The organism is Aeromonas sp. s13, from assembly GCF_040907905.1.
In the GTDB taxonomy this organism is placed as follows: domain Bacteria; phylum Pseudomonadota; class Gammaproteobacteria; order Enterobacterales; family Aeromonadaceae; genus Aeromonas; species Aeromonas veronii.
The window spans coordinates 99380-121131 of sequence record NZ_JBFOCS010000078.1 but is presented as its reverse complement, the minus strand read 5'-3'; the positions used below and the strand labels follow the sequence as shown (position 1 = coordinate 121131).

Below are 21752 nucleotides of genomic sequence, written 5' to 3'. Positions count from 1 at the left end.
GGGTAGGGTTGGACAGGCGATGAATGTAGCAATAACTGGATTTTTGTTGCATTGTTTTGCTGGTGTGATCCAGCTCGCAAATTGTTGTTCTTTAACTCAATAGCTGTTTTTGTTTAATTAATGGCAGGCTGTGACAGCGGTCAAGGTATGAAAGAAAAACCCTTGTAATGGGATTTACAGCCATTTTTTGCGGTTTATTGCCCGATTTAAGGCAGATTTTAGAAAAATGGGTTAATGGCTGAACCAGGGCTTCCCACTGGAAAATAAAATGGCCCAGCGCTGATCGGATTTTATCAATCCATCTGGCGTGGGCCGTCGGGTATCACAAAGTGACATTTTCGGGTTGCGTGCTGAATGTCACCTCAATGCTATCGATCGTTACTTTTGTGGCGGGGTATCGCCCATCACGAAGTGGAGGTTGCCCCCCGGTACAAACTCCTTGTGCTCGAAGAAGAGACCATCCTTGAGCGGTTTGCCATTGATGGTGACCGACTGGACATAGCGGTTCTTGGCGCTGTTGTTATCGGCGATGATGGTGAAGGTTCCCCCCTTGACCGGGATGGTCGCTTTGGCAAATAGCGGGCGGCCAATGGTGTAGACGGGATCTGCCGCATTCACCTGATAGAAGCCAAGTGCTGACATCACATACCAGGCAGACATGGAGCCCACATCCTCGTTGCCTATGATGCCTGCCGGGGTGTTCGAGTACATGGTGTCGAGGATGTAGTCGACCGTCTCCTGAGTTTTCCAGGGCTCCGATGTCCAGTTGTAGAGGTAGGGGATATGGTGGGAGGGTTCATTCCCGAAGGCCACCTGACCCATCATCCCTGTCATGTCAGCGGTCTCCGACCCCTGACTCTCGGCGGCAAAGGTGGCGTCCAGATTCTGCTTGAAAGCCTCTTCTCCGCCCATCGCGGTTTTCAGACCCTTGATGTCATGGGGCACAAACCAGGTCCACTGCCAGGCGTTGCCCTCGGTATAGTTGCCGGTCTCATGTTCGGTGCCATAGGGATCAAACGGCGTCATGAAGGAGCCATCGATCATCACCGGACGCATGAAACCGGTCACCCCGTACTGGGCGTATTCGGACGCATTGTGGTCGAAGTAGCGCTGATAGCCGTTAGAACGGGCCAGATAGCGCGCTTCGGCCGCCGGGTTGCCGGCCGCCTTGGCGATCCGGGTGATGGCCCAGTCATAGAAGGCGTTCTCCAGGCCGTAGGAGACCGACTCGAGAGTGTAGTCAGCGAAGACGGGCTGACCGTCGATCCGCTGCACTGCCGGGGCAAAGCCGTTCTTCTCGATGTAATCGATATGGTTGGTCAGGGTCTTGTCCAGCACCGCCTTGTCCCACTCGGTCGCCAGCACGGGGTAGTTGGTATAGGTGGAGGAGTCTATGGCGGCCTTGAGTGCCAGATTTTTCTCCTGCGCGGTGAAGGCCTCGGGGTATTTGGTGATGGCGTCGGCAATTACCACCACCGCCGGATAGCCCACCATGGTGCCTGTCTCATCCCCCAGATGCTCCCACTTGGGCAGCAGGCCGCTCTCCAGATACTTCTGGAGCAGGTTCTTGGCATATTGCACGGCGCGGGTGGGTTCAGTGATGGTCTTGAGCGGGTGCAGCGCCCGCTGGGTGTCCCACAGTGAGTAGACCGAGAAGTTGGGCTGATCTTCGCTCGCCTGACCATAGTAAATCGAGTAGCTGCCTTCCCCCTTGGCCTGCGCCCCTTTGCCCATGCCGCGGTAGTTGCCATCCACATCCTGATGGACGATGGGGGCGATCTTGGTGTGGTAGAGGGCGGTGTAGAAGATCTCGTTTTGCTCCTTGCTGCCCCCCTCGATGGTGAAATTGAGGGCGTTGGCCCACTTGTCGCGGGCATTGGCGCGGGCCTCGTCGAACGAAATATCCCCTTCGGCCTGGTAGTTTTTCCGTGCGCCGGTGGCATCAACCGCCGAGAGGGCAACTTTGGCATTGAGCTGGGCAGAACCACCCTCTTCAAACTCGACGTAGGCGGTGACATCGGCGTTGGATTTGGCCTTGTGCTCGGCGCTCAACCCCTCTACCGGCACACCCCCGGCGAGGAGGTAGACCCCTTTGATCTTCTTGTCGAAGGTCGCATAGAAGAAGATCTTCTGGTTTTTTGCCCAGCCTGAGAAGTGGGTGGCATCCCGTTCGCCGGTGATGGTGTAGCCATCTTCGCTGACAGTGAGCTTGTTGCGAAGCGAACTCGATCCCCAGTCGCTGTTGAGGATCGAATTCAAGTCGATCTTCAGTCGTTGTGGTTGGCCCTGCGGATAGGTGTAGCGGTGAAAGCCCACCCGCTCGGAGGCGGTCAACTCGGCCTTGATGCCATTTTCGGCGATACGCACCGCATAGTAGCCAGGCTCGGCCTGCTCGGATTTTTTGTCCATTTTGACCGAGATGGCCTTGCGGTAATCATTGTTCGGCTCGATGTATTTGGCCTTATCTTCGGTAAAGGGTAGGAACAGAATATCCCCGAGCCCCCCCATGCCGGTGCCGGAGAGATGGGTGTGGGAAAAACCGAACAGGGTGTCTTTGTCGAAGTGATAGCCGGAGGAGGAGTGCCACCCTATCAGTTCGGTATCCGGCGAGAGTTGCACCATGCCTTCCGGTACCACGGGGCCGGGAAAAGTGTGACCGTTAAAGCCAGTGCCAACAAATGGATTCACGTATTGCAACACATTGGTTGGCGTTGGCTTTTGCTCGTCGTTATCGGTGCTGCTGTTATCTGAATCGCAGCCGGATAACATGGCCAGGGTGCTGGTCAGGGTAATAGCCAGAATATTTCTCTTGAACATATGGAACGGCTCCATAGGGTAGGGGGTGAGCAGTCATAATTTATTTTTTGATGCCGGAGTGGTGCCTGCACAATATCAAGGAGAGGCGCTGTCAATCCCGGCGAGCGCTATTATTTCCATGGATCCTGTTTCATCGACAGAGTAAAAAAGTGTCATTCACTAGACTTTTGTGACAAGGCTGTCTGTTTGTGATCCGCGTATCATGTGATGCAGCACGTCATATTTTTTGAGTGTTCTTGTGAATCGACCAAAAAGAGGCCCAAAGGAAACTTTGGACCTGAACATATATTGGCAATCAATGATGGTTATTTATTATCTGAGCGGGTTGGTTTTTGCGCCGTCATGATAAATTTCAACTCTCCACCTGCCCGAATATCGCTGTGGTTGAATGTCAGGTTTTCCCCCAACGGTTTGCCATTGATGGTGACCGATTCCACATAGATATTTTGGGGGCCATTGTTTTCGGCGTTCACGGTGAATGTCCCGCCATCAATATCCATCGTCACCTTGTCAAACAGCGGCCGACCTATGGTGTAGACCGGGACTCCCGGCGTGACCTGATAGAAGCCAAGGGCACTCATGATGTACCAGGCGGACATTTGCCCCACGTCCTCATTGCCAATCAGCCCGGTGGTGGTCGGGTGGAAGAAGCTGCGCACCGCCTGATCCACATACTCCTGGGTTTTCCACGGCTCTTTGGTCCAGTTATAGAGATAGGGTACATGATGATCCGGTTCGTTCCCCATCACGAACTGCCCGATATAGCCGGTCATATCCCCTTGCGAGGTGTCGGCATTGGAGTTGGCGGTGAAGAGGGCATCCAGATTCTTCCTGAATTTCTCCTCGCCACCCATTACCTCTTTGAGCCCCTCGATATCGTGGGGAACAAACCAGCTCCACTGCCAGGTGTTGCCTTCGGTAAAGTCCTGTCCCCTGTGTTCGGCCCGATAGGGCCAGAAGATGTCATAACGGTTGCGATCGTTGATGTCACAGTTCTGTGGTGGTGTAACGGGGTTGCCATTGTTGTCGATGGCACAGGAGGGGTAGTTGTTGACCCAGCTGCCATCGTAATTTTTGGGGCGCATAAAACCGGTCGAACCATATTTGCCATACTCCGCCGGGTTGTAGTCAAAATAGGCGCGCCAGGTGGTGGCCCGGGTCAGATAGCGGTTCTCGGCAGACTTGTCGCCCGCCAGGCGAGCCAGCTGGGCGATACACCAGTCGTAGTAGGCATTCTCGACGCCGTACGAGACGGACTCGTTGACCAGCTCATCATACTTGTCCTGGGCCATGCCGCCCTCTTCCGGCTTGTATTTGACGTTGGCCGGAACATAGCCGTGCTGCTCGACATACTGACCGTGACGGGTCATCACGGTGAAGCGCTTGTCACCGTTCCAGGGATCCTGATAGGGCACCCAGGTTTTGGTCAGCTCGAGGTCAAAATTGGCGGAGACGTTGGCCGCCTGCAATGCCAGCTTTATCTCTTCTGGCGTGAATGCATCCGGATATTTGACGATGACATCGGCGATGATGGAGACCGCCGGGTAGCCGACCATCTCGCCGGTATAGTCGGAGTGCAGCTCCCACTTCGGCATGATGCCGCCGGTTTTATATTTGTTGAGCAGATCGTGCACATAGTCGATGGATCGCTCTTTTTCGATGATGGTCTTCAATGGGTGGGCGGCGCGGAAGGTGTCCCACATGGAGTAGACCGAATAGTTGGTAAAGCCCGGCTTGGCCTGATGCACCTTGCCATCCATTCCGCGATATTGACCATCCACATCCTGATAGACGAAGGGGGCGATGTAGGTGCGATAGAGCGAGGTATAAAACATCGTCTTGTCGGCATCGCTGCCACCCTCCAGGGTGAACTTATTGAGCACTTTCGCCCATGCCTGCTTGTTCTCCTGCACCACCTGATCGAAGCAGTAGCCATGTTCATCGGCGCGCAGGTTGGCCATGGCCCCCTCAATGCCGGTGCCCGAGATGGCCATCTTCATGGTGATGGGCCGTTCCCCTTTGGCAAAGTTGAGCTGGGTCACCACATCTCGTACCCGGGGTCTGGTTTCGCCATACCCGATGTAATCGGCCAACCCCACCTCGGTGTCGTTGCTCAATTTGCCATCGACATAGAGGATCTGATCCACAAACGGCTCGGAAAACTCGGCGTAGAAAAAGACCGTCTGCCACTGCCCCCACTCGTTGCTGGTTCTGGCTCCGGCAATGGCGTTGTCTCTCACCCGCTTGAAGTAAATATTGCGGGAGTGGTTGCCATACTGCTCCAGCAGCTCGTGCTGCAGATCGAGCTGGACTTTACGATCTTCACCCGCCGGATAGCTGTAACGGTGGAAGGCGACCCGCTGGGTGGCAGTGAGTTCGGCCTTGATGCCGGTCTCCACCAGATCCGCTTTGTAATAGCCTACTTCCGACTGTTCGCTCGTCTTGTTGATGGTGACCGGGTCGGTATTGTTGCCGGTGAAGGGCAAGAAGGCGAAATCATTGAGATCCCCCTTGCCTGCCCCCGAGATATGGGTGCTGCTGAAGCCGGAAAGCTTGGCTAGATGGTGGTGATAGTCGGAAGGGGATCCCTTGCCATTCCAGTTGGCCGGATTCCAGTTGTCCGGACCCGGCTGGATCATCCCTTCCGGCATGACAGGGGCCGGATTGACATTGCCCAGCCCATCGGTGCCGATCAGCGGATCGACATATTGCAGCACCTGCAGGGCATTATCGGGGCGGCCATTGTCAGTAGTCTCATCGTTTGTGTTGCAGCCATAGAGGCCAAGCAGGGCTGTCACCATGATGGCCAGCTTGTGGGGTTTGAACATTGTTGTTCCTCAAATTCCGGAGATGAACAAGCGGCAAGCCGGGTGGCTTGCCGCTTGTAGAGTTACGGGGTCGGTTGCTGGTTGGTCATCACAAAACGCAGCTCACCACCGGGACGGATCTCGCTGTGGGCGAAGGTGTTGTACTGGTTGAGTGGCTTGCCATTGATGGTGACCTCTTTGACATAGAGGTTGTCCGGGCTGTTGTTCTGCGCGATCACGCTGAACTGACCGTCGGGCAGGTTGATGGTGACCTTGTCGAAGATGGGACGACCGATGGTGTAGGTCGGGTCGCCCGGAGAGATTTGATAGAAGCCCATGGCACTCATGATGTACCAGGCCGACATCTGGCCGACGTCTTCATTGCCGATCAGGCCATCCGGGGTGGTTTTGTAGAATTCCTTATAGACCCGGTCGAGGTACTCCTGCGCTTTCCAGGGCTGGGCGGTGCGATTGTAGAGATAGATGACGTGGTGTGAGGGCTCGTTGCCATGAATGTACTGCCCAATGTAACCGGTCATGTCCTGATGTGCTTCGCCCCCGTTGGGGTCGGCGTTGAACAGGTTGTCGAGCTTGTCGTTCAGTCCCTGCTGGCCACCCATGATCTCGGTCAGCTTGTCGAGATCCTGCATAAATGACCACTGCCACTGCCAGGCGTTGCCCTCGGTGTAGTAGAAGGCATCCGACTTGTAGGGATCGAAATCGGCTGGCGCGTATTTCAGGGCGCACGGGTCACCGTTTTTCAGCTCGGTCGGTACGAAGAAGCCTTTGCCATCGGCATTGCCAGCCTGGGGATCCCAATGTTTGAGCGAGTTGTAGGATCGTGCCTTGAACTCCTGATAGGTGGTCATGTCGCCCGCGGCTTTCGCCATCTCGGCGATGGTCCAGTCGTAGAAAGAGAACTCCAGCGAGTAGGAGACCGAGTTCCAGTTGGGATAACGGACGCACTGCTCTTTCTCGTGATAGCTGAGCTGACCGGCCATCAGCGAGCTCAGGATGTCGTCATGGATCTGCGGGTAATCGGCAGGCCGGTAGTGGGCCGATTTGACCGAGGCTTCCAGTGCCTCTTGCGCATCGATCAGCCCCTTGGTCACCGCATCGGCAAGGATGGCCGCCGAGGGGTAGCCAATCATGGTGCCGGTTTCCGAGCCGTGGCCTTCCCACTTGGGCAGCAGGCCGAACTCCACGTTGGATTTGCGGATCAGATCCTTGGCGTAGAGAGTCGCCTGTGACGGGTCCATGATGGTCCACATGGGGTGAACGGCGCGGAAGGTATCCCAGGTCGAGTAGATGGAGTAGTTGGGGGTATCACCAGGTTGCAGGGTGCGCAGGGTGCCCTGCATATCAAGATACTTGCCATCCACATCGTAGAGCTCGATAGGGGCGATCATCATGTGGTAGAGAGCGGTGTAGAAATTGGTCTTCTCGGTCTCCGTCCCCCCTTCGGTTTTGAGTGTTGCCAGCTTTTCGGCCCACGCGTATTCGGCGTCTGACTTCACCTTGGTAAAATCAAAGGTGGGGGCTTCCGCCTCCAGATTCTTCTGTGCTCCTTGCCAGCTCACCGCCGAGATACCGACCCGGATCTCGAGCGGTTGGTCACCCTGGCCAAAATTGAGGTAGGCGGTCAGGTCATCCCCTTGATAGACGCTGTTGGGGCGCATCTCCCTGGTCGGTATCTTGTCCTGCTCGCCCAGCATGGCCCTAGCCACAGGTTGGTTGAATTTGGCGTAGAAGAAGATGTTCTGGCCCTGATGGTTCTGTCCCTGGAACCAGCCAGTGGAGGTTTTGCGGCCACGCAGGGTGTACTCATCCACCACTTCGACTTTGTTTTTCAGCGATTGGCCGTTGTTGTTGAGCAGAGTGTGGCCCAGATCGAATTTCACATTCCGATCCGCTCCTTTGGCGAAGGTGTAACGGTGCAAACCGACCCGTTTGGTGGTGGTCAGTTCAACCTCAATCTCCCCCTTGTTCAGTCTGGTTTTGTAATAACCGGCGCTGGCGTGCTCATTGGTTTTGTCAAAGGCGTTTATTTGGGCGTCGGCCATCTCGGCGTAGGGCAGTACCAGAATGTCGCCCAGATCGGTAGCGCCGGTGCCGGAGAGATGGGTATGGGAGAAGCCGTAGAGCGGAACATCGGTTGCGACGATCTCGCCCGTGAGGTAATTGGAAGAGTCCCAGTAGCCGGAGGCTGAGTGCCAGGGGTTGAGTCCGCTCTCGTGATCGGTGTTGGAGCCAATAAAGGTATCCGGCGAGAGCTGCACCATGCCGGCAGGGCGGGTGGCACCGGGGAAGGTGTGGCCGGATGCGGCGGTGCCTATCATGGGATCAACGTATTTCAGTACCGACAGATCTACAACCGGAGTCACCGGTTTTTCGATAGCGGTAGACTCGCTCTCACTGTTGCAGCCGGCGATGCCACCGGTCAGCGCGGCAATCACCGCAAAAGAAAGAAGATTGCACTTGAACATGGTCATTCCATTTTTGAGTGGTGATGGGGGAGGGAACCCTCCCCCGAACAGGTGATTAACGGGAACCGGCAGGCAGGTTGCCTTCGTGCAGGAAGGTGCCGATACCTTGCGCGGGCGGCAGATCTTCCGGCTGGCTGCCCCAATTCTGGTTAGGGCTATCGCCCATCACGAATTCAAGCTTGCCGCCACTGAGGATTTCCTCATGGGTGAGGTAGCTGCGATTGAACTCGCTGCCATTGAGGCGAGCGGACTGGATGTAGATGTTGTCGCGGCTGACATTCTGGGCCGAGACGGTGAACTGCTTGCCCGCTCCCACATCGAGCGAGGCGGTTTCGAACATGGGGGAGCCAATCTCGTAGATGCCGGAGGAGGCATTGACCGGGAAGAAGCCCAGCGCCCGGAACACGAACCAGGCAGAGAGGGTGCCAAAGTCATCGTTGCCACAGATGCCGTCAGGGGTGTTCTTGTAGCAGACGTTGGTGGCTGCAACGATGGCGGCCTGTCCCTTCCAGGGCTGTCCTACGTAGTTGTAGAGGTAGGGCACATGGATATCGGGCTCGTTGCCCTGCACATGCTGTCCCACGTTGCCGGTGTTGAATACCGGGAACTGGTTGTCGCCAGCGTTGCGATCCGGATAGGTGCTCCAATACTCGTCCAGCCGTTTGGCAAACAGTTCGCCCCGTTTGGCCTGAGGATTCTGGGTCTGGTCGAACCGGGTCATCAGATCGACCAGGCCATGAATGTCATGTTGAACGCTGAAGGCGTATTGCCAACCGTTGGACTCGGCGAATGACCAGTTGAACATGTCGGGGCGCCAATCCTTGCCCACTGCCCGGCCGGTTTTCGGGTCTACCCAACCGGCATCAATGAAGTTGCCAGCGTAGTCGCGGGCCTTGAACCACCCCTTGTACTGCTTGCCGCCAAAGTCAAACTGCGCCTGCCAGTTCTTGGATCGATCGGCAAACTCCTGATAGCGGGGGTCACTTTCACCAAATACTGCCTTGATCGATTGGGCGATCGCCCAGTCATTCATGGAGTACTCCAGCGAGTAGGATGAGGTCCAGGCATCCTTGAAGGGGGAGTGCGATTCCCAGTCATTGCCCGGCGGAGTGTCATGCAACTGGGCCGGCACATAGCCTTGCTGCTCGTACTCCTTGATCCAGGCAACCCCCTGGCTGGTGGCTGCGCGGGCGTCGGTGATCATGGCTGTCACCAGTCGTTCCTTGATCTCCTGACGTTCCGCATCACTGAAGCCCAGCGCGATCATCCGTCTGTCCAGCGAGCCTTTGGAGAGCACGTCGTGGATCACCGGCGTGGAGTGCATCCCCATCATCATGCCGGTCTCGTTACCCTTGAAGGTCCACTCCGGCAATCTGCCCTTGCGCAGGTTGCCCAGATCGTCCATCCACTCCTCCTCGGCGTAGGAGAGCATGGAGAGCACCACATCGGCGAGGCGATCCGGCTCCAGCAGTGACGAGAGGGGTTGTACTGCACGGTAGGTGTCCCACAGGGAGAAGGTGTCGTAACGGGTAAAGTCCGCTTTGCCATCCCGGTTGGCATCGGCGGTGCGAACCGACTCCTTGAGGGTATCGATCTGCTCGCCCCACGGTGTGTTGCCATCCGGATAGGCGTTGCGCCCCTGATGCACCTGGCGGTAGCGTCCGTCCAGATCAGAGTGAATGGTCTGGCCCAGATAGGTGTGGTAGAGCGCGGTATAGAAGGTCTGTTTGTACTCCTCATCCCCACTGACCCGGATCTTGCCCAGCTCCTTTTCCCATTTTTGGGTCGCAGCCTGACGGACATCGTCAAACGACATATTGGCCACTTCGGTCATGTTGAGTGAGGCGCCAGCGTTGCCATCCCGGCCGATCTCGACGTTGGAGAGGGCTACCTTGGCCTCGACGATCAAGCCCGCCGCCGCGGTATCAAATTCCACATAGGCACGCGCGTACTGATATTTGCCACGGGTCTCGTTGCCGATCTCGGTGGTGCCTTCCGGCAGGTCCAGATAGCGGTTTTGGTCTTTGTCAAAGTAGGCGAAGCGGATGTTTTTGATGGGCTGGTCGAACTCCATCACGAAGAACTCTTTCTGGCTGGGGGCCCAGCCGTCAGAGAAGCGATGGCCCTCGATCCGGTTGTGGGTTTTGTCCCATTTCAGATAGGAGTCGGAGGTGTAGTCCCAGTTGACCTTGAAGCCGAGGTTGACCACGATTTCCGATTTTTTATCTTGCGGGAAGGTGTAGCGATGAACCCCCACCCGATCCGAGGCGGTCAGCTCGGCCTTGATCCCGTAATCTTTCAGATTGACCTTGTAGTAGCCCGCCGTTGCCTCTTCATCCTTGTGGCTGTAGCGGGAGGCCTCCAGATTCAGTGAGGCCGACCCCTCGTTCAGCATGAAATTGGAGCGTGAGTTGATCGGCATCACCAGAATATCGTTGAGATCTCCAGCTCCGGCCCCCGAGAGGTGAGTGTGGGAAAACCCGGCGAGGCGGTTGTCGTGGTAGTAATAGCCGGAGATATATTCCCAGCCATTGGCCCCATTATTGGGCGACAGCTGCACCATGCCATGCGGGGTCGTGGCGCCGGGATAGGTGTTGCCCAAATTACCTGTGCCGATGAACGGATTGACGTAACGGGAGAAGTTAGTCTCTTTATTGTTATCGACAGCGGTATCCGAGTCATTTTGACAACCGGATATACCAACCAGGCCAGCCAGTACGGCACACGCGAGCAGGGAACGTTTCAGTTTCATATTTGTCGCCACAGGTTAATGAAAGTAGGGTATCGAACGTATCAAAACAGGTAATGCAGAACGCCGGGCCAGCCAATGAATATCTGCCGGATGAGAGAGCCATCTGCATGTATTACCCCGACTGTCACTGGATATAGAGGGTGACGGGTGGGGGGAATATCCGCCAGATAAAAATGATAGTGAAAACGATCTGTCCATACAGGCGGAAAAATAAATGCGCAGGAAAATAACAGGCACCCATAGCCTGATTTAAAAAATCGCCCCTTACACTTATGAAATAAGTGGCTGAGCTGTGTTACATCTGGAATATATAAATGCTCTTAAATGTTTTTCCTGCTGCCTGTAAATTAACGGTTTCTATTATTTCGTTGATTAATATCCTGGGACAGAGGAAAAAAATGGCATTAACTGGATTTTTATGACGTGTGGGGAAGGGTGTGAGCTGGCTCGCATAACCGCAGGGTGGCGTGACCAGGGAGGCTAAATGATATTAATCATTATAAGTCAACGTGTTATTCTTCAACGTTGAGTTAAATGGCCGATTTTGTGAGTCGTATCGGGCTCCACATGATCAGATGAGCTGAAAAAAAGAGCCCTGCTGGGCCCTTTGAACAGACGGTGATGAGTCGATGGCCCACCAGGATCAGCGGTTGCTGGCGCGGGCAAAACGCCCTTCAGCCGTCACGCGATAATCGCCGGTGCTGGCGGGTACAAATGCAGATTGCCCTATGGTCAGTGTCAGACGCTCGCCATCTTGGCCAATGAGGGTGATGGGCCCATCGATGGCGAACAGGATCTCGGCATTGCCGGTGGTGAGGGCATGTTCGCCTGCGCCATATACGCTGAAGGTGAAGTCCGGTACCGGCACGTCGAAGTGCTGTACTGTGCCTTCCATGCGAGGGGTGAGCAGGATCTGGTCGTCCGGTTTGGCGACACAGCGGGTGCAGGCCAGCAGCTCCGGCACATCCATGTATTTGGGGGTCAGACCGGCACGCAGCACGTTGTCGGAGTTGGCCATGATCTCGAGGCCAGTGCCGTGGATGTAGGCGTGGGGGGTCTGGGCATCGAGGAACATCGCCTGACCTGGCTCAAGTGTCACCACGTTGAGCAGCAACGGCGAGAAGAGCCCCACATCCCCCGGGTACTGGTTGGCCAGATTGCTGATGGTGGCGAAAGTCTCTTCATCCTGATGGGCGGCGGCATATGCCAGCAGGCCAGCCAGCGCCTCGTCCTTGCGATCACCGCTGAGGATCAGCAACTGGTGGAAGAAGTGCTGCAGGCCAGCTTCATCCTGTGACTGGCGAAGCGCCGCGGTCAGGTCGACCAGTGCGGGCAGCGCCATGCGATCGAACAGGGCCAGGATGGCCGGGATGGCGCGAAAGCCGTTCATCGCCTGATAGCGGGTGAGGGCAAAGACCAGCTCCGGCTTGTGGTTCGGATCCTTGTAGTTGCGGTTGCTCGCCTTGATATCGATGCCCGCGGCCTCTTCTCTGGCAAAACCGGCTTCGGCCTGTGCCTTGCTCGGGTGTACCTGAATGGAGAGGGCTTGCTCGGCGCAGAGCACCTTGAACAGGAAGGGGAGTGAGCCGAAACGAGCCTGGGTAGCTTCACCCAACATGGCGACGGGGTTGGCGTCAATCAGGCTGGAAAGCTTCACGGTCTCGCCTGCCAGGGTTACTTCGGAGCAGCCATTGGGGTGAGCGCCCATCCACAGTTCAGCTTGTGGTTTGCCTTCGGGATTTTTGATGCCAAACAGCGTGGTCAGGGAGTCACGACTGCCCCAGACATAATCCTGGATCGGGTTGCACATTAGAAAAAACGGCGGGTAGCTCATGGATGGCTCCTTGTATCAGAACGATTTTTTGGGAATTTCAGTCTGGCGCGGACTATAGCATGGCAGGGGCAGCGCACCGCAATCGGTTGCTCTCTGCATCTTGATCAGGATCATTCATGAGTATCATCTTTACCCAGCTGTTGGATGGCTTTCTAAGTGAGGGGGAAGGCTTTGAGAAGGTGTTGTTTGCCTCTGACAAAGGGGTACCACCCTGCTTCAGTTATCAGGTCAACTTCCCGCGTCTCGAGCTGGTCTTCAGCGGTCACTATCTCAACCAGATCTGGTCCCCGGAAGGGGATGTACAGTCGGTTCAGATGGGTCAGCGGGAGGCGATGTACATTCCCCCCAACGGCTGGAACAAGCCGGATTGGGACAATGATTGTTCCGTGCTCAGCCTGTTGTTCGGCAAACGTCAGATAGGCTTTAGTCTGGTGAGCAAGCACAAGGGGGATACCGGTTTCTTTGATGTGCAGAAGCACAGTATTCAGGCCGGTGCCGGACGGGCGCTCGATCATATCCTGCTTTCTCTTAATACCCTGGCGCAGGAGCCGATAAGGGCGCCGATGGACAATTACCTGCTGCAGGCGCTGCTCAGTTACTCACGGCAGTTGCTGGTGGAGTCGGAGAGCGGTCGTCCTCGTGGCTCCGATCTTTTTCACGGCATCTGCATCTACATTCAGGAAAATTTCCACCGCCCCATCAGTCGCGAATGCATCGCCGCCCGCTTCAATCTCTCACCCAGCCATCTCTCACGCCTGTTCCGCCAGCAGGGGCACATGCGGCTAGCGGACTACATCAGCTGGGTGCGGCTGGAGCGGGCCAAGTTTATGCTGAAAAAGTATCGCTTCCGTCTCGAAGAGGTCGCCAATCGCTGCGGGTTTACCGACGTGAACTACTTCTGCCGGGTGTTCAAACAGAAGACCGGCTTGACCCCTTCCCAGTATCGTTCCCTGAGTCAGCCGCAGGCTGCGGCCAGCGAGCTGGAGGTATAACGGGGCTGTGTCGGGAAGGCGTGGTGACGGCGCACTGGCGGGTGGCTACCTCTTTGGTCTGACATGCTTTCTTGTCGTTTTATTATGAAAATGAATGGGCTAAGATGGCCGCGCGCAACAAACAAGTTGATAACAAACGGAAGTTAGGAGATGCCGATGGAAAGCAAAGTAGTAATCCCGACCCAGGGTCAGAAAATCACAGTCGATGCCAACGGCAAGCTGCAGGTTCCCAACCATCCGATCATTCCGTTTATTGAAGGGGATGGCATCGGTGTTGACGTAACCCCGGCCATGTTGAATGTGGTGAATGCTGCGGTCGAGAAAGCCTACAAGGGCGAGCGCAAGATCGCCTGGATGGAGATCTACACCGGCGAGAAGTCGACTCATGTCTATGGCGAAGGTGCCTGGCTGCCGGCCGAAACCCTCGATTTCATTCGCGAATACTGTGTGGCCATCAAGGGCCCGCTGACCACGCCGGTCGGTGGCGGTATCCGCTCTCTCAACGTGGCTCTGCGTCAGGAGCTGGATCTCTACATCTGCCTGCGCCCGGTGCGTTACTACGACGGCACCCCGAGCCCGGTGAAGCGTCCTGATCTGACCGACATGGTGATCTTCCGCGAAAACGCCGAAGACATCTACGCCGGTATCGAGTGGAAGGCCGACAGTGCCGAAGCGAACAAGGTGATCGCCTTCCTGCAAAACGAGATGGGCGTGAAGAAAATTCGCTTCCCCGAGTCCTGCGGGATCGGCATCAAGCCGATGTCCAAGGCCGGTACCGAGCGTCTGGTGCGTGCCGCTATCGAGTATGCCATCGACAACGATCGCGACTCCGTGACCCTGGTGCACAAGGGCAACATCATGAAGTTCACCGAAGGTGCCTTCAAGGATTGGGGCTATGCTCTGGCCCAGAACGAGTACGGTGCCCAGCTGATCGACGGCGGCCCCTGGTGCTCCTTCAAGAACCCGAAAACCGGCAAGACCATCGTCATCAAGGATGTCATCGCCGACGCCTTCCTGCAGCAGATCCTGCTGCGCCCGGCCGAGTATGACGTCATCGCCTGTATGAACCTCAACGGCGACTACATCTCCGACGCGCTGGCCGCTCAGGTAGGCGGTATCGGTATCGCGCCGGGTGCCAACATCGGCGATGGTGTGGCTCTGTTCGAGGCGACCCACGGCACTGCACCGAAATATGCCGGTCAGGACAAGGTTAATCCGGGCTCCCTGATCCTCTCTGCCGAGATGATGCTGCGCCACATGGGCTGGGTCGAAGCGGCCGATCTCATCATCAAGGGGATGGAAGCGGCGATCCGCAACAAGACCGTCACCTATGACTTCGAGCGTCTGATGGAAGGGGCCACCCTGCGCTCCTGCTCCCAGTTTGCTCAGGACATGATCGACCAGATGTAATCTGCTGCTTGCCAGAAACGCAAAACCGGCGCCATGTGCGCCGGTTTTTTTATCGCGAAAGAGTGAAGGGGCTTATTGCGCCTGCTCTACGTGTTGCTGATAGCGTTGCTGCCATTTGCTGGTTTCTGCTTCATCACCCTGGGCCTTCCAGAAGGCGCAGATGGTGTTGGCAAGTTCCGAAGCCATCGCGTGATCTCCGTCACGTCGACTCATCAGATAATCTCCCAGCCAGCTTTGATATTGTTTCATTACCCGATCTCCTTATCTCATGTGCCCTTGAGGGTGCCCACCTTGACGGGAGCCTGTCGGCTCATCCTGGGGGGAACATCATCAGGCATGATGGTGCAAAGTCACGGCCCGGGCAGAGAGCCTGATGGGCAATCTGGCGGCGAACGTGACGCGAGATGTCAAAAAATGAGCGCCATTTTAGCACAAACTGACCAACTTGGGGAAATTGTCGCCATGGATTGCGACAGAACTGCCCCATCCCCTTGTTCCCAAAACAGAAAACCCGCCGTGATGGCGGGTTGATTTGCAGATAAATGTGGCGAAAAAGCCTAGATCTTGGCGCTGGCCAGGTACTTTGCCATCTCTTCGGCGGGCACCATGCCACCGCCGGTGGCCCACACCAGATGGGTGGCCTGTGCCATGGTTGCGGCATCGCAACCGCGCCCGGTTAGCCACTCGGGATTGGCTGCCACCCGCCATGGGCCAGCCATACCAGCCAGAGCGGAGGGTTCGAGTGTGATCAGCTCATCGCGCGCCAGCAGTCCGAGCAGGTCATACATCTCCTGATCGCTCAGGGTGTAGAAGCCATTGAGCAGCCGTTCCATGGCGCGGCCGACGAAGCCGGAGGCGCGACCTACCGCGAGGCCGTCGGCTGCGGTGAGGTTGTCGATGCCCAGATCCTGCACCGCAATGGCATCGTGCAATCCGGTGTGGACCCCCAGCAACATGCAGGGGGAGTGAGTGGGCTCGGCGAAGAAGCAGTGAACGTTATCCCCGAACGCGAGCTTGAGACCAAAGGCCACGCCGCCCGGGCCGCCACCCACGCCGCAGGGCAGGTAGACAAACAGCGGGTGGTCGGCATCCACCTTGATACCCATCTCGTCGAACTGCTTTTTCACCCGCTCGCCCGCCACCGAGTAGCCGAGGAACAGGGTGCGGGAGTTCTCATCATCGATAAAGAAGCAGTTGGGGTCGCGTTCGGCCTCTTTGCGCCCCTGTTCCACCGCCACCCCGTAATCTTCGGCATATTCGACCACGATGACGCCGTGTTCACGCAGCTTGCGCTTCTTCCACTCCCGCGCATCGGCCGACATGTGGACGGTGACGGTAAAACCGAGCTTGGCGCTCATGATGCCGATGGACATGCCAAGGTTGCCGGTAGAGCCCACTGCGATGCTGTACTGGCTGAAGAACTGGCGAAACTCGTCGCTGAACAGTTTGCGGTAGTCATCCTCTTCGCAGAGCAGTCCCGCCTTGATCGCCAACTGTTCGGCGTGAGTCAGCACCTCGTAGATACCGCCACGGGCCTTGATGGAGCCGGAGATGGGCAGGTGACTGTCTTTTTTCAGCAGCAGTCGACCGGTGACCTCGACCCCGTAGCGCTGGTTGAGCGTAGCCTGCATCGCCGGAATAGCGGCGATCTCGGACTCCAGAATGCCGTTGCTGGCGCGGGTCTCGGGGAAGACTTCGCACATGTAGGGGGCGAAGCGGGCCAGCCGAGCGGAAGCGTCCGCCACATTGTTGTTATCGAGCCCCACATAGGGCAGACCGGCAGCCAGAGTGGTGGTGTTGGGGTTGAACCAGGTGACTGGCTCAAGCGCGATCAGGGATTGCACTAGTGGAAATTGCGCTGTGAGCTGTTGTACATCGATGTTTTTCATAGTGTTCTCGGTCTTGTTACACGATATAGGAGAGCAGGAAGGTACCGGCCAGCGCCATCAGGGAGGCGACCAAGGTGGCGGTGGTGTAGTACTTGAGCGTTTCGTTCAGGGTGGCGCCGCAATACTGCTTGACCAGCCAGAACAGAGAGTCGGTCACCATGGTGCAGCCAATAGCACCGGAGCCGATGGCCAGGGTCATGATCTCCGGGCTGATGTTCGGGTAGTGCACCATGATGGGGGAGACGATGGCGGTGGCGCCCATCATGGCGACGGTGGCGGAGCCCACGGCGGCGTGCAGCACGATGGCCACCAGCCAGGCCAGCAGAATGGGGTGCATATCCAGCTGTGAGAGGATAGTGGCCAGAGAGTCGCCCAGCCCGCTGGCTTTGAGCACCCCGTTGAAGGCGCCACCCGCCCCGATGATGAGCAGGATATTGGCGATGGATGAGAAACACTCCTCGGTCTTGTTGAGCAGCCCTTCCATCTTCATCTGCTGGCGGATCCCCAGCACGTAGTAGGCGGTGAAGGCGGCGATAAACATGGCGGTGATGGGGTTGCCGATAAACTCCAGCACGGTGTAGAGGTGGCTGGCGTGCTCCATATTGAGCTCGGCGACCGTCTTGGCCAGCATCAGCAGGATGGGCAGCAGCACGGTAAAGAGCGAGGCGCTCAAGGTCGGGAGAGTGGCTTCATCGCGGGCCTTGATGTCGGCAAAGGCAGAGGGCACCTCCTTGAAAGGGAGCCGGTTGCCCAGCAGTTTGAGGAACAGCGGGCCGCCGATAAGCGAGGCAAAGAGGCCGACCGCCAGACCATAGACGATGACAGAACCCACATCGGCGCCCAGCTGATTGGTGACATAGAGGGCAGCAGGGTGGGGCGGCACTATGCAGTGCACGGCCATCAGGGAGGTGCAGAGCGGAATGGCCAGGGTCAGCAGCGAGGTTCTGGTCTTGCGGGCGATGGAGAAGGCGAGCGGGATCAGCAGCACTACCCCCACTTCGACAAACAGGGTGATGCCGCACACTAGACCGACCAGTACCATGATGACCTGAGGCGAGAGCCAGCGGCATCTCTGCAGGGCGAGACCGATGCGCTCCGCTGCCCCTGACACCTCCATCATCTTGCCAAGTATGGTGCCAAGACCGATGACGGCGGCGAGAAAGCCTAGCGTGCCGCCAATGCCCGCTTCCATGGCATTGACCATGTTGACCGGGTTCATCCCCATCAGGGTGCCGACATAGAAGCTCGCCAGCAGCAGGGCGAGGAAAGGATGCACCTTGCCCTTCACTATGGTAACCACGATAAGAACGATGCTACTTAGCAAGGTAGCGATGACCCATACCTCTGAACTCATACTGTGCCTCGACATCTGTTGTGTGTGATTGTTTATGCGCTATTGAATGAAAATGAGGCGGGGCTGACAAATGATGAAATCAGCCACTTGGATGAGTTGAGGTGATGCAAAGGCGCTACATTGGTCACAATGTATCGAAATCACACTCTTTGGGTCTTTTGGTTTCATCCTGAAAGTGGCCTGTGGGTGTATCATCGACGGCCATTGCGAAGAGGGGGATGAATGTATAACGGGGATAATTACATATCGCGCAACAAGCTGTTGAGCGGCTACCAGTTGGCCAAGCTGCACACCTTCGAGGCGGCCGCCCGCCACGGATCCTTTGCCATGGCGGCTGATGAATTGTCGCTGAGTCCCAGTGCCGTGAGCCACCGGATCAGCGCGCTGGAAGAGGAGCTGGGGTTCAAGCTCTTTGAGCGTTTTCACCGCAAGGTGGTACTGACGGCGGATGGGCAGCGGGTGTTCTGGGCGCTCAAATCTTCGCTGGAGTTCATCAATCAGGAGATCCTGGAGATCAAGAATCAGGAGCTCTCCGGTACCCTGACCATCTATTCGCGTCCCTCCATCGCCCAGTGCTGGCTGGTGCCCAGGTTGGCTGATTTCTCCCGCCTGCATCCACAGATCGAGCTCAATATCATCACCGGCAACGAGAACATCAACCTGCATGGTTATGGCATCGATTTGACCCTCTATTTCGATGAGAAGAGCCCGGAGCGGCTTGCCATCCACCCACTGATGGATGAGTTCATGCTGCCGGTCTGCAGCCCGGAATATGCCGAGCAGCACGGGCTTGTCGGCAATCCCGCCAACTTGTCCTTGTGCCGGCTGCTCCATGATCGGCAGGCATGGGGATTTGACTCGGATACCGATGAATGGAGCTGCTGGGCTCGCCACGCCGGGGTCAGCCTCGAGGCATGCCAGCTGAGCATGGGTTTTGATCGCTCGGATCTCGCCATCATCGCCGCTATGAATCACGCCGGGATCGCCATGGGGCGCAAGAATCTGGTGAGCAAGCGACTGGCACGCAACGAGCTGGTGGCCCCTTTTGCCGGGCTGGAGGTCAAGTGCGAGCAGCGTTATTACATGGCGACCCTGCCCAATCGGGCGTGTCCCAAGATCCAGGCCTTTATCGACTGGGCGCAGGAAATGGCTGCCGAGATGGAATGAACAGAGGCCGGTGCGCAAGAGCAAAATGAAGATGGTAAAGCGCGAGTGAACGAAGGTAGCGGTTTAACGTAGCAGGAAAATAGGGGGGAGAGGGGTTGGCTGATGGTGGTTGGTCGCGAGTGGCCTTGCTGCCAACACCGGGTGGCTGGCAGCAAGGCAACGGTCGGGATCAGGTGGTCTTTTCCAGATGGTTCTGGTAAATCTGCTGCCACTTGTCCAGTTCGTTTTCATCACCCTGCTGCTGCCAGAACTCGCAGATGGAACTCGCCATCTCGCATGCCATGGCGTGGTCACCGTCACGGCGACTCATCAGGTATTGCCCCAGCCAGCTTTGATACTGTTTCATTGCACGATCTCCTTATCTATTTAACCCTTGATACTGCAGCTGTGGGACACCCGTCCGGCAGTGTCGCGCCACACTCCACTTTCGCCGCGCGTTGCTTGTTATCGCCGCGCGTGTTGTCAATCAGGACAGAGAGCGTATGAGAAAAAGGCGAAAGTGTTAAAAATTGGCCACCACCTTATCACAAAATGGTGTGATATGCAGGCTTTGGGGCCAATTGAGTTATAAGCGCGGGTTGTGAGTCCCGACATCGCGACAGGGATTGACGGAGAGTATCGGCACGCAACTTGTGCCGCAAGCAGGCGTTTGAGTGGTTACTGGGTCACCCGACGTGCCTGCCAGTAGCGACTGTTCCAGTAGACGTTGTCGAGGCGGGAGCGGATCACTCCCTTGCTGGTGGAGGCGTGAATAAACTCGCCGGCACCTGTGTAGACCCCCACATGGTATTGCTGCCAGCCGGTCTTGAAGAAGACCAGATCCCCGTGTTGCAGCCGGTAGCGATCCACCGGTTTGCCAATGCTGGCCTGAGATTCGGTGGTTCTTGGCAGGTTGAAGCCCAGCACCTGACTGTAGGCGAGCTGGGTGAAGGCGGAGCAGTCTAGCCCGGCGCGGCTGGCGCCGCCCATGCGGTAGGGAACACCGCGCCACTGTTGGTAGAAGCCATCGAAGGCACTGCTCTGCCGGGGGGCCGGAGGCGGCTCCGGCGTGCTGGAACAGGCGGCCAGCAGCAGAGTCAGCAGGGATAGCAGCAGCTTGCGATACATCGGGCTCTCTCCACGGACGGGTCTACCAAACGAGACATTTATCGAACGCCATATCCTGCCAAATCGCTCTGGCGGCAGGAGGGCACGCGACAACTTTTCCATCATAAACAGGGATCTGGCTCCAGACCTAGTCTCCGATAGGAAAAATGTGGCGGGGAACTGAAAAACGCCAGCCGAGGGCTGGCGTTTGTTGTCACTCGTTGTGGCTGATCAGCGGTTTAAGCAGCTCGGCCAGCTTGTAGAAGGTCTGCACCCGGGTGGTGCTGGGGCGCCAGACCAGACCGATCTCGCGATAGGAGGTCTCTCCCGGCAGCGGGATGGCCACCAGATCGGAGTTGGCAAGAATGCCGGCATCGATGGCCATCTGTGGCAGGAAGGTGGTGCCAAGACCCGCTTCCACCATCTGCACCAAGGTGTGCAGGCTGGTTGCAGCAAACGGGTTGATCTTGCTCTTGTCCCGCAGGCGACAGGCGCTCACTGCGTGCTCGGTGAGGCAGTGCTCCCGTTCCAGCAGGAAGATGCTCTGGTTGGGCAGCTCCTTGTAGTCGAACGGGGTATGCAGGCCGGCCGCCATGCTGGCGGGCATCACCATGTGGAACGGATCCTGGCCGACGGTCTTGCAGTGAAATCCCCCGATCTCGATGGGCAGGGCGAGGATCAGCAAGTCGAGCTGACCCTGTTCCAGCTGCTTGAGCAGATTGCTGGTGGTGTCTTCACGCAGCAACAATTCGAGGTCAGGATAGGTTTTGCTGCACTCTTTCAGCAGCTTGCTCAGCAGGAAGGGGGCGATGGTGGGAATGCAGCCAAGACGTACCGTCCCCTGCATCACGCCACCCTGATGTTGTCCGAGCTCCATGAGATCCCGCGCATCGGAGAGCAAATTGCGAGCGCGCTCGACGATTTCCATGCCGACCGGGGTCATAATGAAGCTCTTGTGGTCCCGCTCCACCAGTTGCAGGTTCATCATGTCCTCCAGCGTCTGGATCCCGGTACTCAGGGTCGACTGGCTGACATGACAGGCCTTGGCGGCGCGGTTGAAGTTCTTGTGCTCATCGAGAGCGACCAGATATTGCAGCTGTTTGAGGCTGGGCCAACGTTGCATAGAAAAACCCGATTAATGCTATCTATTTAATTTGA

Annotated in this window: 14 protein-coding genes; 3 read left to right on the top strand and 11 right to left on the bottom strand. The window is 57.0% G+C overall.

Annotated elements, in window-relative coordinates:
* Positions 1-378 precede the first annotated feature (378 nt).
* The 5 genes from AB5Y82_RS17610 to manA all read right to left on the bottom strand — a co-directional run bounded on the left by AB5Y82_RS17610 (position 379) and on the right by manA (position 12696).
* Complete coding sequence (locus AB5Y82_RS17610; RefSeq protein WP_111899506.1) at positions 379-2817, bottom strand: GH92 family glycosyl hydrolase; 2439 nt, start codon at positions 2815-2817, stop codon at positions 379-381.
* A gap of 305 nt (positions 2818-3122) precedes the next feature.
* On the bottom strand, positions 3123-5645 hold the full coding sequence (locus AB5Y82_RS17605; protein ID WP_111899507.1) for a GH92 family glycosyl hydrolase: 2523 nt from the start codon (positions 5643-5645) through the stop codon (positions 3123-3125).
* Positions 5646-5707: 62 nt separating this feature from the next.
* Positions 5708-8110: a GH92 family glycosyl hydrolase gene (locus AB5Y82_RS17600; RefSeq protein ID WP_111899508.1), complete on the bottom strand. Its 2403-nt coding sequence runs from the start codon at positions 8108-8110 to the stop codon at positions 5708-5710.
* Positions 8111-8165: 55 nt separating this feature from the next.
* A complete protein-coding gene (locus tag AB5Y82_RS17595) occupies positions 8166-10862 on the bottom strand; it encodes a GH92 family glycosyl hydrolase (RefSeq protein ID WP_368174308.1) in 2697 nt (898 codons plus the stop codon).
* 643 nt (positions 10863-11505) lie between these two features.
* Positions 11506-12696, bottom strand: coding sequence for a mannose-6-phosphate isomerase, class I (gene manA / locus AB5Y82_RS17590; protein WP_368174307.1), 1191 nt, complete (start codon positions 12694-12696; stop codon positions 11506-11508).
* Positions 12697-12812: 116 nt separating this feature from the next.
* Here manA and AB5Y82_RS17585 point away from each other — a divergent pair, with 116 nt between their 5' ends.
* Together AB5Y82_RS17585 and icd are read left to right on the top strand one after the other, a co-directional pair.
* A complete protein-coding gene (locus AB5Y82_RS17585) occupies positions 12813-13688 on the top strand; it encodes a helix-turn-helix transcriptional regulator (protein WP_368174306.1) in 876 nt (291 codons plus the stop codon).
* Between the two features lie 156 nt (positions 13689-13844).
* Positions 13845-15098, top strand: coding sequence for an NADP-dependent isocitrate dehydrogenase (gene icd / locus AB5Y82_RS17580; RefSeq protein WP_005347179.1), 1254 nt, complete (start codon positions 13845-13847; stop codon positions 15096-15098).
* A 72-nt stretch (positions 15099-15170) separates the two neighbouring features.
* Here the strand turns inward: icd and AB5Y82_RS17575 are convergent, their stop codons facing one another.
* From AB5Y82_RS17575 to dsdX, 3 genes are all read right to left on the bottom strand, one after another.
* A complete protein-coding gene (locus tag AB5Y82_RS17575; RefSeq protein WP_005337712.1) occupies positions 15171-15347 on the bottom strand; it encodes a hypothetical protein in 177 nt (58 codons plus the stop codon).
* 308 nt (positions 15348-15655) lie between these two features.
* The gene (locus AB5Y82_RS17570) at positions 15656-16987 is read right to left on the bottom strand and encodes a D-serine ammonia-lyase (protein ID WP_182963584.1); all 1332 of its coding nucleotides are present in this window, start codon (positions 16985-16987) and stop codon (positions 15656-15658) included.
* Positions 16988-17003: 16 nt separating this feature from the next.
* Positions 17004-18341: a D-serine transporter DsdX gene (gene dsdX, locus AB5Y82_RS17565; protein WP_368174305.1), complete on the bottom strand. Its 1338-nt coding sequence runs from the start codon at positions 18339-18341 to the stop codon at positions 17004-17006.
* 222 nt (positions 18342-18563) lie between these two features.
* Between dsdX and dsdC the strand changes: the two genes are divergently transcribed.
* Positions 18564-19508: a DNA-binding transcriptional regulator DsdC gene (dsdC, locus tag AB5Y82_RS17560; RefSeq protein ID WP_111899514.1), complete on the top strand. Its 945-nt coding sequence runs from the start codon at positions 18564-18566 to the stop codon at positions 19506-19508.
* A 169-nt stretch (positions 19509-19677) separates the two neighbouring features.
* On the opposite strand, the gene AB5Y82_RS17555 is transcribed toward dsdC, so the two are convergent.
* The 3 genes from AB5Y82_RS17555 to AB5Y82_RS17545 all read right to left on the bottom strand — a co-directional run bounded on the left by AB5Y82_RS17555 (position 19678) and on the right by AB5Y82_RS17545 (position 21717).
* Positions 19678-19854: a hypothetical protein gene (locus tag AB5Y82_RS17555; RefSeq protein WP_005337704.1), complete on the bottom strand. Its 177-nt coding sequence runs from the start codon at positions 19852-19854 to the stop codon at positions 19678-19680.
* 311 nt (positions 19855-20165) lie between these two features.
* Positions 20166-20615 (bottom strand): C40 family peptidase, encoded by a 450-nt coding sequence (locus tag AB5Y82_RS17550; protein WP_005337703.1) that lies wholly within the window; start codon positions 20613-20615, stop codon positions 20166-20168.
* 193 nt (positions 20616-20808) lie between these two features.
* Positions 20809-21717 carry a hydrogen peroxide-inducible genes activator gene (locus tag AB5Y82_RS17545; RefSeq protein ID WP_005337702.1) on the bottom strand — a complete coding sequence of 303 codons (909 nt, stop codon included), beginning with the start codon at positions 21715-21717 and terminating at the stop codon, positions 20809-20811.
* Between the last annotated feature and the right edge of the window lie 35 nt (positions 21718-21752).

Bases quoted from the DNA above. Each gene is read 5' to 3' on its own strand.
- AB5Y82_RS17575 (WP_005337712.1), bottom strand. From the start codon at position 15,347: ATGAAACAATATCAAAGCTGGCTGGGAGATTATCTGATGAGTCGACGT.
- AB5Y82_RS17605 (WP_111899507.1), bottom strand. From the start codon at position 5,645: ATGTTCAAACCCCACAAGCTGGCCATCATGGTGACAGCCCTGCTTGGC.
- AB5Y82_RS17595 (WP_368174308.1), bottom strand. From the start codon at position 10,862: ATGAAACTGAAACGTTCCCTGCTCGCGTGTGCCGTACTGGCTGGCCTG.
- dsdC (WP_111899514.1), top strand. From the start codon at position 18,564: ATGTATAACGGGGATAATTACATATCGCGCAACAAGCTGTTGAGCGGC.
- icd (WP_005347179.1), top strand. From the start codon at position 13,845: ATGGAAAGCAAAGTAGTAATCCCGACCCAGGGTCAGAAAATCACAGTC.
- AB5Y82_RS17550 (WP_005337703.1), bottom strand. From the start codon at position 20,615: ATGTATCGCAAGCTGCTGCTATCCCTGCTGACTCTGCTGCTGGCCGCC.
- AB5Y82_RS17570 (WP_182963584.1), bottom strand. From the start codon at position 16,987: ATGAAAAACATCGATGTACAACAGCTCACAGCGCAATTTCCACTAGTG.
- AB5Y82_RS17545 (WP_005337702.1), bottom strand. From the start codon at position 21,717: ATGCAACGTTGGCCCAGCCTCAAACAGCTGCAATATCTGGTCGCTCTC.
- dsdX (WP_368174305.1), bottom strand. From the start codon at position 18,341: ATGAGTTCAGAGGTATGGGTCATCGCTACCTTGCTAAGTAGCATCGTT.
- AB5Y82_RS17610 (WP_111899506.1), bottom strand. From the start codon at position 2,817: ATGTTCAAGAGAAATATTCTGGCTATTACCCTGACCAGCACCCTGGCC.
- AB5Y82_RS17555 (WP_005337704.1), bottom strand. From the start codon at position 19,854: ATGAAACAGTATCAAAGCTGGCTGGGGCAATACCTGATGAGTCGCCGT.
- manA (WP_368174307.1), bottom strand. From the start codon at position 12,696: ATGAGCTACCCGCCGTTTTTTCTAATGTGCAACCCGATCCAGGATTAT.
- AB5Y82_RS17600 (WP_111899508.1), bottom strand. From the start codon at position 8,110: ATGTTCAAGTGCAATCTTCTTTCTTTTGCGGTGATTGCCGCGCTGACC.
- AB5Y82_RS17585 (WP_368174306.1), top strand. From the start codon at position 12,813: ATGAGTATCATCTTTACCCAGCTGTTGGATGGCTTTCTAAGTGAGGGG.